Consider the following 14,561-nt stretch of genomic DNA (forward strand, 5'->3'; position numbering starts at 1 on the left):
GCCGCATCGGGCACGCAGCCATCAGGCCGGCGCATTGACCCGCGCAAGAATCGCATCGATCGCGGTGCGCGCATCGCCGCTGCGCAAGGCGTCTTCCAGCAGTGGAATGACCCAGGCGCAGCCGGCCTTGGTCACGTCTGCGCGCCAGCCGCCGGGCCAGGCTTCCAGCTCGTGCAAGGCCAGCATGCTGCAACCGCCACGCTCGGCGTGACCGCCACGGATCGACTGCTCGAACCAGAACGGCGTGAGTGAATCGACGTCGATCGAGAAAATATAGACATCGTGGTCCGGGTCTTCAGCCGAGGGCGCGTTGTTGCGCCAGCTGACCTGCACCACGCTCATTCTGCCGGCTCCGCATCGGGGTCCAGCGGCAGCACGCGGATCTCCACATCGTCCAGTTGCACGCACTGGCCGGGGCGGATCTTGGCGGTCTTGCGCAGTTCCTGCACGCCATCGACGCTGACCGCGCCGCTGGCGACGATCGCCTTGCCCTGCCCACCGCTGTCGGCAATACCCGCCAGCTTGAGCAACTGGTTGAGTTCGATGTACTCGCCGTCCAGGTCGAATTCCAGAAATTGCATGGTGCGCTCGGTGACAGGAAGACGGCGATTATCCGCCTGTCGCAGCCGGCAACACCACCGTGCCGAACGCAGCCCCGGCAGGTGGAGTCGTGCGCGACGCAGGCGCGCCAGCGGCGGACACGACGCCGGAGGCGCGGTGCGGGGCGGCACGCTTATTCGCGTCGAAAGCGTGCAATCTCGTCCAGCATGCTTTCGGCGCGCACGACGCCGGGCCCGGCATGCGCGTTGTCGATGCGCTCCAGCCACGGATGGCGTTTGCGCTGCAGCCGTCGATAGCCGAGCCAGGTGCCGATACCGCCGAATACACCCACCAACAGATTGAGCAGCAGCCAGTCGTGCGGCAGGGTCAGGCCGGTCAGCCCGCGCCAGCCGGCGTCGGCCACGGCCACCCACAGCACCCAGAACGCCACGCCCAGCCACGGGGCCACCCGCGTGCGCCAGCGCCGCAGCTGCGCGAGCGCGCGCTGCGTCGGCAGCAGCGGTCCGGCAAAGTCCAGTTGCGCCAGCAGCTGCAGCTGCCGTAGTGCGGAGATCGCCAGTGCAATGCTCCACAGCTGCAGCAGCACGCCGCCGATGATGGCTGCAGCCTGATCGGTGTGGGCAAGCCAGCTGCGCGCGATCACGATGTGCAGCGCCACGGCGCACAGCAATTGCGCGGATTGGCTCAGCCACAGCGGGCGCAGGCTGGTGCGCGCCGCATGGCTACGCACCTGGACGATGATATGGCCGATCTGCGTGCCGTGCTGATCCAGGCGGTGTTCCATCGCGTGCCAGGCGCGTTGCATGTCGTCGAGTTCCATCGAATGTTCCTTGGGCGAAGTGGGTGGTCAGAGTTCGGCGCGGATGCGCGCCTTGAGGCGGCTGAGTTTCGTGGCGACATTGGTCTCGCTGATGCCGAGCACCTCGCCGATCTCGCGGTAGCTGTGCGCGTCCAGGTACAGCAGCATCAAGGCGCGTTCCAGCGGCGGCAGGTGGGCGATGAAGCCGTGGAGTGCGGCGACCTGCTGCGCGTGTGCCGGGTCGCGCGCCAGCGGGTCGGCGATGCTGTCGGCCACCGCCTCCAGCGGGAGCGGGTCCTGCGGCGCGCGGCTGCGGCCGCGCAGATCGCTGATCGCCACGTTCAAGGCGATGCGGTACATCCAGGTGGAAAAGCGCCGGCTGGCGTCGTAGCCAGGGAATGCGCGCCATAACTGCACGGTGATGTCTTGCGCCAGCTCGGCGCGGTCGTCCGGGTTCCAGCAATAGCTGGCCGCGACCTTCAGGACGATGCCGCGGTGCTGCTGCAGCAGAGCGTTGAAGCGGGTGTGCAGGTCTGATTCCAGGGACATGGCTCCGGCCGGGTGGGTGGATGACAAGGGTCGAGGAGATGATTCGCCGCAGCGGGCGAATCCTCACAAGCTGAACGGACTGTCACGGAAATTTCGACAGCAGGGGGGCTGAGGGCGCACACTATGCTGCTTTGCGCCTGCCGGCTCCGTGCGGCGCCTCCGGAGTTACCCAATGACCCAAGAATCTCCCGCGCCGCTGCTGTTTGCAGACCTCGGCCTCTCAGACGCTGTGATGAAGGCGGTTGCCGCCGTCGGCTATGAGTCGCCGTCGCCGATCCAGGCCGCCACCATCCCCGCGCTGCTGGCCGGCCGCGACGTGCTCGGCCAGGCGCAGACCGGCACCGGCAAGACCGCCGCGTTCGCGCTGCCGGTGCTGTCCAATGCCGATCTCAACCAGCTCAAGCCGCAGGCGCTGGTGCTGGCGCCGACCCGCGAGCTGGCCATCCAGGTCGCCGAGGCGTTCCAGAAATATGCCGAAGCCATTCCCGGCTTCCGCGTGCTGCCGGTCTACGGCGGCCAGCCCTACGCCCAGCAGCTGAGCGCGCTCAAGCGCGGCGTGCATGTGGTGGTCGGCACCCCCGGCCGCGTGATCGATCACCTGGACCGCGGCACGCTGGACCTGTCCCAGCTCAAGACGCTGGTGCTGGACGAAGCCGACGAAATGCTGCGCATGGGCTTCATCGACGACGTCGAAGCGGTGCTGAAGAAGTTGCCGGAGAAGCGCCAGGTGGCGCTGTTCTCGGCGACCATGCCGCCGGCGATCCGCCGCATCGCGCAGACCTATCTGAAGGACCCGGCCGAAGTCACCATCGCGGCCAAGACCACCACCTCGGCCAACATCCGCCAGCGCTACTGGTGGGTGAGCGGCCTGCACAAGCTGGACGCGCTGACCCGCATCCTCGAGGTCGAGCCGTTCGACGGCATGATCATCTTCGCGCGCACCAAGGCTGCCACCGAAGAGCTGGCGCAGAAGCTGCAGGCACGCGGCATGGCCGCGGCGGCCATCAACGGCGACATGCAGCAGGCCGCCCGCGAGAAGACCATTGCCCAGCTCAAGGACGGCAAGCTCGACATCCTGGTCGCCACCGACGTGGCCGCGCGCGGCCTGGACGTGGAGCGCGTCAGCCATGTGCTGAACTACGACATCCCGTACGACACCGAGAGCTACGTGCACCGCATCGGCCGTACCGGCCGTGCCGGCCGCAACGGTGATGCGATCCTGTTCGTCACCCCGCGCGAGAAGGGCATGCTGCGCGCGATCGAGCGCGCCACCCGCCAGCCGATCGAAGAAATGCAGCTGCCGAGCGTGGATGCGGTCAACGACACCCGCGTGGCACGTTTCATGACCCGCATCACCGAGACCCTGGCCGGCGGCCAGATCGAGATGTATCGCGATCTTCTGCAGCGCTACGAGAGCGAGAACAACGTACCGGCGATCGATATCGCTGCAGCATTGGCCAAGTTGCTGCAGGGCGATGCGCCGTTCCTGCTGACCCCGCCGGTGCGCGGTGCACGCGAGGAATTTGCGCCGCGCGAGCGCAACGATCGCGGCGACCGCAACGATCGCGGCGAGCGTCCGCGCTTCGAGCCGAAGTTCGAGCGTGGCCCGCGTGCCGATGGCGAGCGCGCGGCACGCCCGCCGCGTGCGGAACGTCCGGCGTTCGCCAGCGATGGCGCGGGCGCCGAGCGTCCGCGTCGCGATCCGGTTGCCCCGCGCGGCGAGCCGGAGTTCGGCATGGAGAGCTACCGCATCGAAGTGGGCCACACCCACGGCGTGAAGCCGGCCAACATCGTCGGTGCGATCGCCAACGAAGCCGGCCTGGAAAGCCGCTACATCGGCCGTATCGACATCCAGGACGATTATTCGATCCTGGACCTGCCGGCCGACATGCCGCGCGAGCTGCTGACGCACCTGAAGAAGGTCTGGGTGTCCGGCCAGCAGCTCAACATGCGCAAGCTGGAAGAAGGCGAAGCGGCCGCGTCGCCGTCCAAGCCGCGCTTCCCGCGCGGCGGCAAGCCGTCCGGTCGCCCGAATGGCCCGAACCGTCCGATGGACCGCGCCGGCGCGCCGCATCGCAAGGGCCCGCCCAAGCCCCGCGGCGAGTAAGCACCGCTGACAACCCGGTGGCGTGCGGCTGCTCGGCCGATCCGGCCGGTCGCCGCAGTCGCTATGCTGATCGATGCATAGCGGTGTAGGCGCGTCACGCGTCGGTACCGCAGCGATTGTCGGCGGCATCCTGTTAGCCATGCTAAGTTTCGCGCCGACCGTGGCCGGGCGGGCGCAGCCATACAGACTGCGCCGTTGCGGCCGCTACTGCCTTCAGGCGCCCACTGGGCGCCTGAATCGCATGGGCAGCAGCAGGGGGGGCGAGGATGACAATGGCGCAGATGGCGGGCGGCACGAGCGGTAGGCGGACCATGCACCTGATGCGCGGCTGGCTGACGCTTCCCTTGGCCTTGTTGATCGGCATGGCCGTCGGCATGGCGGTGCTCTCGGCACTGGTGATCGAGATCCAGTCCGGGGCAATGGCCTGGATCGTCGGCCAGAGCCACTGGTCCAATGCCCAGCAGGAGTCGGTGTACTGGCTGGAGCGCTATCTGGGCAGCGGCGATCCGGCCGACCTGCAGGCCGCCTGCCGCGCATTGGAAGTGCCGCTCGGCGACCGCGCGGCACGCGAGGCGGTCGAGCAGCCGGTGATCGACTGGGCTGCGGTCCATGCCGGGCTGGCCGCCGGCCGCAATGCCCGTGAGGACATGCCGCAAATGGTGCGGCTGTATCGCTACGGCCATGTCTTTCCGTATCTGGGCGACGCCATCGCGATGTGGAAACACACCGACGCCGACCTGCTGCAGCTGAGCACCCTGGCCGACCGGGCCGCCTCCGTACAGGCCGCCAGCCGCCCGGATCCGCGCGCGCTGCAGGCCTTGCGCGACGAGCTGCACCTGCTCGACGGCCGCATGCGCGGCGATACCGCGCAGTTCCAGGCGCTGCTGGTCCGCTGTGCGCGGCTGCTGCACGATGTGATGGTGGTCTGCAGCCTGGCGACCCTGTTGCTGGTGCTGATCACCTGCGTGCTGGCGATGCGCCGCATCCGCAATTATCTGCTCTCGCACGAAGGCCGCTTCCGCACCGCGTTTCAGCAGGCGGCGCTGGGCATGGTCAAGTTCGACCTGCGCGGCCGCGTGCTCGATGCCAATGCCGCGATGGCCAACATCCTACGCTACCGGCCGGAGGAACTGCAGGCCTGCACGCTGGCCGAGGTGCTGCATCCGGACCATATCGCGCTGGACAGCCGCGGCCTGATCGACTGGCCGACACTGCTGCAGTCCGGCGAGCGGCGCTTGCTGCGCGCCGACGGCGGGGTGATGTGGGGGCGCTGGAGCGCGTCGCTGGTGGAGCCCGGCCCGGAGGAGCCGACCCTGGTGCTGGCAGTGATCGAAGACGTCTCGCATGCGCACGAACTGGCCGATGAAGTCGCCTTCCATGCGCGCCACGATGCCTTGACCGGCCTGATCAACCGCCGCGAGATCGAACGCCGACTGCTGCGCCTGATCGAGCCGCCGCAATCGCCGCAGCTCTGCCATGCGCTGTGCTTCGTCGACCTGGATCACTTCAAGCTGGTCAACGACACCTTCGGGCATGCGGTGGGCGACAAGTTCCTGTGCCACTTCGCCGATGTGATCACCATGCAGTTGCGCCCCGGCGACTGGCTGGGGCGGCTGGGTGGCGACGAGTTTGCGATCCTGCTGGCCAATACCGATCTGGCACAGGCGCAGTCCTTGCTGGAGCGCATGCATGCGGTGCTGGGTCAGCCGTGGAGCCACCAGGGCGGACGGCCGCTGACGCCGAGCTGCAGCTTCGGCGTGGTGGAAATCCGCCAGGGCGCCAGCGACGTCAATGCCTTGATGACCGCCGCCGATCTGGCCTGCCATGCGGCCAAGGAAGAAGGGCGCAACCGCATTCGCTGCTTCGGCGAAAACGATCTGGCGCTGGCGCGGCGGCGCCACGACGGTGGCTGGATCAGCGCGGTGCAGCAGGCGATCGCCGAAGACCGGCTGCTGCTGTATGCGCAGAAGATCCAGGTGTTGAGCGATCCGGAACGCCTGCAGTACGAAGTGCTGGTGCGCATGCGCGCGCGCGACGGGCGGGTGCTGAGCCCGGGCGAATTCCTGCCCGCCGTGGAGCGCTACGGCCTGGGGCGCATGGTCGACGTGCATGTGCTGGAAACGCTGTGCGCGCAGCTGGCGGCCAGTCCGATGCATGTGGCCACGCTGGACCTGTGCCACGTCAATCTGTCTGCGCAGTCGATCGCGCAGCCGGATTTTCTCGATTTCGTGTGGTCCTTGTTCGAGCGCTATCCGAGCCTGGTGCCCAAGCTGTGCATGGAGATCACCGAGACCGCGGTCATCGGCGATCTGGAGCACGCGCAGCGCTTCGTGCAGAGCGTGCGTGCGCGCGGCTGCCATGTGGCGCTGGACGATTTCGGCAACGGCCTGGCCTCGTTCGGCTATCTCAAGCAGTTCACCGTGGATGTCCTCAAGATCGATTGCGGCTTCGTGCGCAACTACGCGCATGACGCGGTGGACCGCGCGGCAGTGCACTCGATCGCGCAGGTGGGCCTGGCGCTGGGGATCGAAGTGGTGGCCGAGGGCGTTGAGTCGGAGGCGGACATTCCCGGCCTGCGCGAGGCAGGTGTCGGCCAGGTGCAGGGTTTCAGCCTGCATCGTCCATGCCCGCTGGACGAGCTGCTGCACGCCGGGCAGCCGTTGCTGGCGCTGTCCTGATCGCAGATTGGTGCACGCGCGTCGCTCCAAATCGCCGATAATCGGCCGATGACGACCCGACTCAACAAATACATCGCCGAAACCGGCTTCTGCTCCCGCCGTGAGGCCGATCGCCTGATCGGCGAACGCCGGGTCACCGTCAATGGCGTGGCTGCCGGCACCGGTGCGGTGGTGGGCGAGGACGACACCGTGCTGGTGGACGGCCAGCCGCTGCGCACGCGCGCCGCCAGCAAGCCCGGTGGCCGCAAGCATGTCTACATCGCGCTCAACAAGCCGGTGGGCATCACCTGCACCACCGAAAGTTCGGTCAAGGGCAACATCGTCGAATTCGTCGGCCACGAGCAGCGCATCTTCCCGGTCGGCCGGCTCGACAAGGAGTCAGAAGGTCTGATCCTGATGACCAGCAACGGCAACATCGTCAACGAGATCCTGCGCGCGGAAAATCGCCACCAGAAGGAATATCTGGTGGCGGTCAACAAGCCGGTCACCGACGAATTCCTGCGCGGCATGGCGCGTGGCGTGCGCATCCACAACGAGACCACGTTGCCGTGCCGCACCGCGCGCATCGCCAAGTTCGGCTTCCGCATCGTGCTGGAGCAGGGCTTGAACCGGCAGATCCGCCTGATGTCCGCCGAATTCGGCTACCGCGTGACCCAGCTGCGCCGGGTGCGCATCGACAACATCAAGCTGGCCGCGCTCAAGCCCGGACAGTGGCGCAACCTCAGCGATGCGGAGTTGCGCGGCCTGCTGCCGCAACGCACCGATTGGTGAGCGTTTCTCGCGCGTTGGACTGAACCGCAACAGCACGGTGCATCGGCTGCGCAGGCGCAACCCGATGGCCGTGCATGACCGGCTCGGTCATACTTCCGCCGCCGACAGCCAGCTGGGGAGCGGGCAGAGTGATCAAACCGACATTGCCGGACAACGAAGCCGAGCGGCTTGCAGCGCTGCGTCAGTACGAAGTGCTGGATTCGCCGCCCGAGCGTGCCTTCGACGACCTCACCATGATTGCGTCCACGCTGTGCGAGACGCAGATGGCGGCGGTGGTGCTGGTGGACGAACAGCGGCAATGGTTCAAGTCCGCACATGGCGCGCCGCGCAGCGAGGCATCGCGCGACATCTCGTTCTGCGCGCATGCGATCCTGCGCCCGGATGAAGTGATGATGGTCGACGACACCTTGCTCGACCCGCGCTTCCACGACAATCCGATGGTGACCGGCAGCGCGGCGGTACGCTTCTATGCCGGCGCGCCGTTGGTGACCAGCGAGGGCATGGCGCTGGGCTCGCTCTGCGTCTTCGACCAGACCCCGGCGCATCTGCGCGAAGAGCAGCGTGCTGCCCTGCAGGCATTGTCGCGGCAGGCCGCGCATCTGCTGGAACTGCGCCTGGCCGGCAAGCGCCTGCGCCAGCAACTGCACGAGCGCGAATGGTACGAGCAGCAGCTGGCCGGCTATTACGCGCAGATGGACGCGCTGAATGCCGATCTGGTCGAGCAGACCCGCACCGATCCGCTGACCGGCTTGCCCAATCGACGCGCGTTTTCAGTGGCCTTGGCCGCGGCCATGGAACAGACGCGTGCGGCAGGCCAGCCGTTGTCGGTGGCGTTGCTGGACGTGGACCACTTCAAGACCGTCAACGACGTGCATGGGCACGACCAGGGCGATGTGGTGCTGCGCGAACTGTCGGCGTTGCTGCGTGCGCATGTGGCCGGTGCCGGCACCATTGCGCGTTATGGCGGCGAGGAGTTCGTGCTGCTGCTGCCCAACGTGGATCTGCTGCAGGCGCGCGTGCAGTGCGAATACCTGCGCCAGAGCGTGGCGGTGATGACGATCGCGCTGCCGGTAACGGTGAGTATCGGCGTGGCCACGCTGCATCCGCAGGAAAGCGTGGACGCGGTGATCAAGCGCGCCGACCAGGCCCTGTATGCGGCCAAGCGTGGCGGGCGCGACCAGGTGGTGGCGTTGGGGTAGGTGGCGTGCGCACGCGGGTGCGTCATCGATAAGGTTGGTCGCGGCCTGGGCCGCTGCGACAGTGGCGTTTGTTGGTTGCGCCGTGCGGTCAGTCGACGATGTTCTTCGCCTCGGCAGTGCCGAGCAGCTCCGGATGCACGATCTTGCGCCGGCGTTCCAGCACCGGATGCAGGAACACCGCGCCGAGAATGATCGCCACGCCGAGATAGAACTGCAGGGTCAGCTCGCGTTGCTCGCCGAGCAGTGCGATCGCCAGCACGATGGCGTAGACCGGTTCCAGGTTGGTCACCAGCTGCACCGAGTAGGCGCTGAGATGGCGCAGCGCCACCAGTGCCAGCGCAAACGGCAGCAGCGTGCAGGCCAGCGACAGCACCAGCAGCAGGACGCCGTCGTGCAGGCTGGGGATGATCATCAGGTCGCCATGCAGCGACGGCAGCAACAACGGCATGGCCGGCGCCAGCACGGTCAGGGTCAACGTGCCGGCGCCAAGCTCCAGTGCGGTGACGGTGAGCGGGTCGGCATGTGCGACCATGCGCTTGTTGAGCGAGCCGAACAGGCCGACGAACACCGCCGAAATCGCGCCGACCACCACGCCGGCACGCATGCCATCCGGCACCCCGCCGACCACCAGCGCCACCCCGGGCAGCACTGCCAGGCCGAACAGCAATTCGCGCGGGCGGAAGGGGCGTTGCGTCACCCATGGCTCGATCACGGCGGTGAACACCGGCGCCAGTGCAATGCAGGTCGCCGCCACCGAGGCATTGGCCAGCTTGATCGCGCCGTAGAAGGTCAGCCAGTGCAGGGCCACCAAGGCGCCGATGCCGCAATAGCCCAGCACCACGCTGCCGGACAACCCGCGCAATCCGCGCCACACCCGCGGCAACAGCGCCAGGGCCACCACCACGATCAACATGCGCCACCACACCAACGGCAACGCGGGCAGCGTGATCAGCTTGCCCAGGATCGCGGTGATTCCCCAGAGCAGGACGCAGAAATGGATTTGCAGTTGCGCCTTGCGCAGGTCGGTCGTGGGCATGCGCCATTGTCGCCGAAGACGCGACGCAACGCCCCTGTCAGCGCGCCCCCAACGCCTGGAGCAACGCCATTGCCGCCGCCGGATTGCGCTCCTTGGCGGCACTGATGAAAAACACGAACACCTCGCGCGGCGTGGCTGCGGGGTGCGTCGATGCATCGATATGCGGCAGGTCCGCCACATCGTCGCCGCGCCGCCAGGCCTGGATGCGCTCGGCCCAGCGCGCCAGTGCCGGCGCCGGGTAGCCGGCATGCAGGCGCGCCTGGCTGCGCATCAGCCGCGCATAGACAAAGTCGGTGGACAGATCGGCAAAGGACGGATGCTCGTCCGAGTCGGTGAACACCGTGGCCACCCCATGCCGGCGCACCAATGCCAGCAGCGCGGCATCCACCGCGTCGTGGTCGCGGATTTCCAGCACATGGCGCAGTGCGCGCTTGCCGGCACGTTTGGGCAGCAACGACAGGAAGGCGTCCAGGTCGTCGGCCTGCAGCCGATGCCCTTGTTCGAACTGCCACACCAGCGGCCCCAGCGTATCGCCAAGCTCGACAATGCCGCCGATAAAGTCGTCCACCTGCGCCTGGGTGCCGGCCAGTCTGCGCGACTGGGTGATGCGGCGCGGTGCCTTGGCCGAGAAGACGAACCCGGGCGGCACCTGGTCGCGCCACTTCGCGTAGGTGGCCGGTTTCTGCGTCCCGTAATACGTGCCGTTGATCTCGATGGCGGTGACGTGGCGACTTGCGTATTCCAGCTCGCGGCGCTGCACCAGCCCTTGCGGATAGAACATCCCCTCCCGCCATGGCGCATACACCCAGCCGCCGATACCGACGTGGATGCCATCGAGCGCGGGCGGGGTGGCGGCGAACAGATCGGTCATGACAGATTCCACGTTGGCGTGAGCGCGCGCCTGGCATGTTCGCAGACGCACAGATGTGGCAAGCCGCCCAGATGATAGCCCCGCCGGCTCCGCAGCAAAGCGGCGGCTGCCAAACCGCTTGCGCACTGCCAGGCAGGCGCGGCCGTTGGCGCGCGGCGGCATGCAGACGTTGCGCACTCGATGCAGGCACCGCCCGGCCCGCCGGCTGGGCGATCGGCGCTTACGCGGACGCGGCCATGCCGCTACCATCGCAGATCGCCACTTTCGGACCGCAGCGATGACCTGGACCACGCCCGATCTGTGTGACCGCTTTCCCGAGGTGAGCATCGCCGAACCGCTGTTCCGCTCCTATGGCGGACGTGCGGCATTCTCCGGGCCGATCGTCACCGTGCGCTGTTTCGAGGACAACTCGCGGGTGCGCGAGCTGGCCTCCACGCCTGGCGACGGCCGTGTGCTGGTGGTGGACGGGCAGGGTTCGTTGAAGCACGCGCTGCTGGGCGACCAGATCGCGATGCAGGCGGTCGCCAACGGCTGGGCCGGCGTGTTGATCCATGGCTGCGTGCGCGATGTGGAGATCCTGGCCACGCTGCCGCTGGGCGTGCTGGCGCTGGGCGCCTGCCCGCGCCGTACCGAGCGGCGTGATCTGGGTGATGTGGATGTGCCGGTGAATTTTGCCGGCGTGGCCTTCGTGCCCGGCCATTGGCTGTATGCCGATGGCAACGGCGTGTTGGTGGCACCGCTGCCGCTGTCGCTGGACAGTGCCGGCGGATCGACCTGAGCGAACGAGAGGACGTGCGACAGTGACCGTGAACCGATGGCTGAGTGGAGGCGTGCTGATGCTGGCAAGCTTGGTGACGACGCAGGCGGCCGAGCTTCCCGCCGGCATGCAGCAGTTCGACGCGCAGATGGAACGCGTGCGCAAGCAGTTCGATGTGCCCGGCATTGCGGTGGCCATCGTCAAGGATGGGCAGGTGGTGCTGGAGCGCGGCTACGGCGTGCGCGAGATCGGCAAGCCTGCGCCGGTGCAGGCCGACACGCTGTTTGCGATCGCCTCCAACACCAAGGCCTTCACTGCCGCATCGCTGTCGATCCTGGCCGACGAGGGCAAGCTCTCGCTCGACGACAAGGTCATCGACCACCTGCCGTGGTTCCGCATGTCTGACCCGTACGTCAGCGGCGAGATGCGTGTGCGCGATCTGCTCGCGCACCGCAGCGGCCTGAGCCTGGGCGCGGGCGATCTGTTGTTCTGGCCGACCACCAGCTACAGCACCGACGAAGTGGTGCAGCGCCTGTCCAAGGTGCCGTTGAAGGGCGGTTTCCGCGATCGCTACGCCTACGACAATATCCTGTATGCGGTGGCGCAGAAGGTGATTGAGCAGGTCTCCGGGCAGACCTATGCGGCGTTTCTGCAGCAACGCATCTTCGCCCCGGTGGGCATGCGCGGTACGCGCTTCAATGCCGACCATCTGCAGCCGGGCGACAACGCGGCCGTGGGCCATGCCAAGTACGACTTCACCGAGTTGCGCACGGTCGCGCCGCTGACCTGGTCCAACAACTCCGGTGCCGGCGGCATCTATTCCAGCGCGCACGACATGGCGTTGTGGATGAAGGTGCAACTGGCCGGCGGCGTCCTGCCCGATGGCACGCCGCTGTTCAGTGCCAAACGGCAGCAGGAGATGTGGTCGATGATCACGCCGATCGCGATTGCCGACCCGGCCGTGCCGGAGCTGACGGCGGCACGCCCCAATTTTGCCGGCTACGGTGAGGGCTGGAGCCTGAGCGATTACCGCGGACATCGGCTGGTGTGGCACACCGGTGGCTGGCCGGGCATGGTGTCGCGGCTGACGCTGGTGCCCGACCAGCAGCTGGGCGTGGTGGTGCTGACCAATCAGGAGATCGGTGCGGCCTTCAATGCGGTGACCCTGCAGGTGCTGGATGCATTCCTGCAGGTGCCGGCCACCGATTGGACCTCTGCCTATGCCAAGGCGGTGGCCAAGGCCGATGGCGATGCGGACACCAGCTGGAAGAAGCATCGGGACGCACGCGTGGCGCGCTCCACGCCGTCGCTGCCGCTGCGCAGCTATGCGGCGACCTATCGCGACCCGTGGTACGGCGACGTGGTGATCCGTCAGGACGGCAAGCGCCTGCGCCTGCAGTTTTCCAAGACCGCGCAATTGATCGGCACGCTGGAGCATTGGCAACACGATAGCTTCATCGTGCGCTGGGACGATCGCAGCCTGAATGCCGATGCCTTCGTCAATTTCGCGCTGACCCCGGATGGCGCGGTGCGCGAGATGCGGATGGAGGCGATCTCGCCGCTGACCGATTTCAGCTTCGATTTCCAGGACCTGGTGTTGACGCCGGTGGCAGCGGAGCAAACGGGACACAAGTGACACATCACTCGTCCTGCAAGCGGGGCACGGTCACTGCACGGAGCGTGTAGTGGCCGGCGGCCAATGCAGTATCGGTGTGGCGTCCACGCCATCCCCAACCGGTTGCAGGGCTTTCGGGTGTCATCTGCGCCGCAATGCGCGCTGCAGCATGCATTGATCACGGCGCGTGCCGGCTACCGGGCTCGGCGGGCATGCGTCACGTGGTCGGGCCTGCCGCTGCAGGCGGGCGTGCCGACGCCCGACGGCGCGTTGGCGCCAGCTGCATGATGCTATCGCCGGCCGGCATGGCTCGTTATGATCCGCGCACTTCTCAGGGATGTTGCCCAACGCATGACCACTCCGCAGATGTCGGTGTATTTCTTCTTGCAGGCTGCGGTGATCCTGCTGATCTGTCGTCTGGTGGGATTGCTGGCCAAGCGGGTGGGGCAGCCGCAGGTCGTGGGCGAGATGATTGCCGGCGTGGCGTTGGGTCCGTCGCTGTTCGGCATATTACTGCCGGATATGCAGGCGGCGCTGTTTCCCAAGCAGACGCTGGACGTACTGTATGTGCTGGCCCAGTTCGGCGTGGGCCTGTACATGTTCCTGGTCGGCACCGACTTCCGCAGCGATCATTTCCGCGCACGCTATCGCAGCGCGATGAGCGTGTCGCTGGCCGGGATCGCGGTGCCGTTCGCATTGGCCTTTGCGATGTGTCCGTGGCTGATCAACGTGGAGGGCTTGTTCTCGGAAAAAGCCAAGTTGATGGAGGCCTCGCTGTTCCTGGGCGCGGCCATCGCGATCACCGCCTTCCCGATGCTGGCGCGCATCATCCACGAGCGCGGGCTGACCAATAGCCCGTTGGGCACGCTCGCACTCACTGCAGGTGCGTTCGACGATGCGGCGGCGTGGTGCATTCTTGCCGTGGTGCTGGCCAGCTTCGGCGGCAGCTGGGGCAGCGCCTATCTGGCCATCGGCGGCGGCGTTGCGTATGCGGCGTTCATGGTCTTTGTCGGCCGGCATTTGCTGCGTCGTCTCGAGCGTTACGTGGTGCAGGACCAACCGCTGAGCAATGGCGTGTTGGCGGTCATCCTAATGCTGTTCTGCCTCAGCGCCTGGGCGATGGATGCGATCGGCATCCATGCAGTCTTCGGCGGCTTCCTGCTCGGCGTCTGCCTGCCCAGGGGAGCATTGACCGAAAAGTTGCGCGAGATGATGCAGCCGTTCGTGGTGGTGTTCCTGCTGCCGATGTTCTTCACCTATTCCGGCTTGAAGACGCAGCTGAGCGTGTTGCTGCAGCCGCAGATCATGCTGGCCGGCGTGGCGATTCTGGCCGCATCGTTCATCGGCAAGGGACTGGCCTGCTGGGCCGCCGCACGCATCACCGGCGAGAACAACCGCGATGCGATGGCGATCGGCTCGCTGATGAATGCACGCGGTTTGATGGAACTGATCATCATCAACATCGGGTTGCAGGCCGGCGTGATCGAACAAGGCCTGTTCTCGGTGCTTGTGCTGATGGCGATCCTCTCCACGCTGATGGCCACGCCGCTGTTCAATTGGATCATGCGTCGCCATGCCGACGTGACCGCTGCGGTGCCGAGCCTGCAGCAACGTTGAT

At 67.0% G+C, this 14,561-nt stretch carries 13 protein-coding genes; 7 read left to right on the forward strand and 6 right to left on the reverse strand.

The window, feature by feature from the left end; all coding sequences use genetic code 11:
• Positions 1–21: 21 nt before the first annotated feature.
• The 4 genes from ABQ137_RS12960 to ABQ137_RS12975 all read right to left on the reverse strand — a co-directional run bounded on the left by ABQ137_RS12960 (position 22) and on the right by ABQ137_RS12975 (position 1,909).
• Positions 22–342 (reverse strand): hypothetical protein, encoded by a 321-nt coding sequence (locus ABQ137_RS12960; RefSeq protein ID WP_184518505.1) that lies wholly within the window; start codon positions 340–342, stop codon positions 22–24.
• Positions 339–581, reverse strand: a complete 243-nt coding sequence (locus ABQ137_RS12965; protein ID WP_047126838.1) for an RNA-binding S4 domain-containing protein — start codon at positions 579–581, stop codon at positions 339–341. The genes ABQ137_RS12960 and ABQ137_RS12965 overlap by 4 nt, the downstream gene beginning before the upstream one ends.
• A 152-nt stretch (positions 582–733) precedes the next feature.
• Positions 734–1,381, reverse strand: a complete 648-nt coding sequence (locus ABQ137_RS12970; RefSeq protein WP_184518509.1) for a hypothetical protein — start codon at positions 1,379–1,381, stop codon at positions 734–736.
• Between the two features lie 27 nt (positions 1,382–1,408).
• Positions 1,409–1,909, reverse strand: coding sequence for an RNA polymerase sigma factor (locus ABQ137_RS12975; protein ID WP_349782755.1), 501 nt, complete (start codon positions 1,907–1,909; stop codon positions 1,409–1,411).
• Positions 1,910–2,081: 172 nt separating this feature from the next.
• Here ABQ137_RS12975 and ABQ137_RS12980 point away from each other — a divergent pair, with 172 nt between their 5' ends.
• From ABQ137_RS12980 to ABQ137_RS12995, 4 genes are all read left to right on the forward strand, one after another.
• Positions 2,082–4,016 carry a DEAD/DEAH box helicase gene (locus ABQ137_RS12980; RefSeq protein WP_046343498.1) on the forward strand — a complete coding sequence of 645 codons (1,935 nt, stop codon included), beginning with the start codon at positions 2,082–2,084 and terminating at the stop codon, positions 4,014–4,016.
• A gap of 272 nt (positions 4,017–4,288) precedes the next feature.
• Positions 4,289–6,694, forward strand: coding sequence for a putative bifunctional diguanylate cyclase/phosphodiesterase (locus ABQ137_RS12985; RefSeq protein WP_167709197.1), 2,406 nt, complete (start codon positions 4,289–4,291; stop codon positions 6,692–6,694).
• A gap of 48 nt (positions 6,695–6,742) precedes the next feature.
• Positions 6,743–7,465 carry a pseudouridine synthase gene (locus ABQ137_RS12990; RefSeq protein WP_016903964.1) on the forward strand — a complete coding sequence of 241 codons (723 nt, stop codon included), beginning with the start codon at positions 6,743–6,745 and terminating at the stop codon, positions 7,463–7,465.
• A gap of 74 nt (positions 7,466–7,539) precedes the next feature.
• Positions 7,540–8,664, forward strand: coding sequence for a GGDEF domain-containing protein (locus ABQ137_RS12995; protein ID WP_202397395.1), 1,125 nt, complete (start codon positions 7,540–7,542; stop codon positions 8,662–8,664).
• 88 nt (positions 8,665–8,752) lie between these two features.
• Here the strand turns inward: ABQ137_RS12995 and ABQ137_RS13000 are convergent, their stop codons facing one another.
• Both ABQ137_RS13000 and ABQ137_RS13005 read right to left on the reverse strand, forming a co-directional pair.
• Complete coding sequence (locus ABQ137_RS13000) at positions 8,753–9,700, reverse strand: DMT family transporter (protein ID WP_184518516.1); 948 nt, start codon at positions 9,698–9,700, stop codon at positions 8,753–8,755.
• Positions 9,701–9,737: 37 nt separating this feature from the next.
• Positions 9,738–10,571 (reverse strand): DUF72 domain-containing protein, encoded by an 834-nt coding sequence (locus ABQ137_RS13005; RefSeq protein ID WP_184518519.1) that lies wholly within the window; start codon positions 10,569–10,571, stop codon positions 9,738–9,740.
• Positions 10,572–10,848: 277 nt separating this feature from the next.
• On the opposite strand from ABQ137_RS13005, the gene rraA reads away from it, so the two are divergent.
• From rraA to ABQ137_RS13020, 3 genes are all read left to right on the forward strand, one after another.
• Positions 10,849–11,349 carry a ribonuclease E activity regulator RraA gene (gene rraA, locus ABQ137_RS13010; RefSeq protein ID WP_024939752.1) on the forward strand — a complete coding sequence of 167 codons (501 nt, stop codon included), beginning with the start codon at positions 10,849–10,851 and terminating at the stop codon, positions 11,347–11,349.
• A 22-nt stretch (positions 11,350–11,371) separates the two neighbouring features.
• Positions 11,372–12,964 carry a serine hydrolase gene (locus ABQ137_RS13015; protein WP_166770767.1) on the forward strand — a complete coding sequence of 531 codons (1,593 nt, stop codon included), beginning with the start codon at positions 11,372–11,374 and terminating at the stop codon, positions 12,962–12,964.
• 330 nt (positions 12,965–13,294) lie between these two features.
• Positions 13,295–14,560, forward strand: a complete 1,266-nt coding sequence (locus ABQ137_RS13020; protein WP_349782758.1) for a cation:proton antiporter — start codon at positions 13,295–13,297, stop codon at positions 14,558–14,560.
• The last annotated feature ends 1 nt before the right edge of the window (position 14,561 follow it).

The sequence above is a fragment of the Xanthomonas sp. WHRI 8393 genome, from assembly GCF_040203315.1.
GTDB lineage: Bacteria > Pseudomonadota > Gammaproteobacteria > Xanthomonadales > Xanthomonadaceae > Xanthomonas > Xanthomonas arboricola.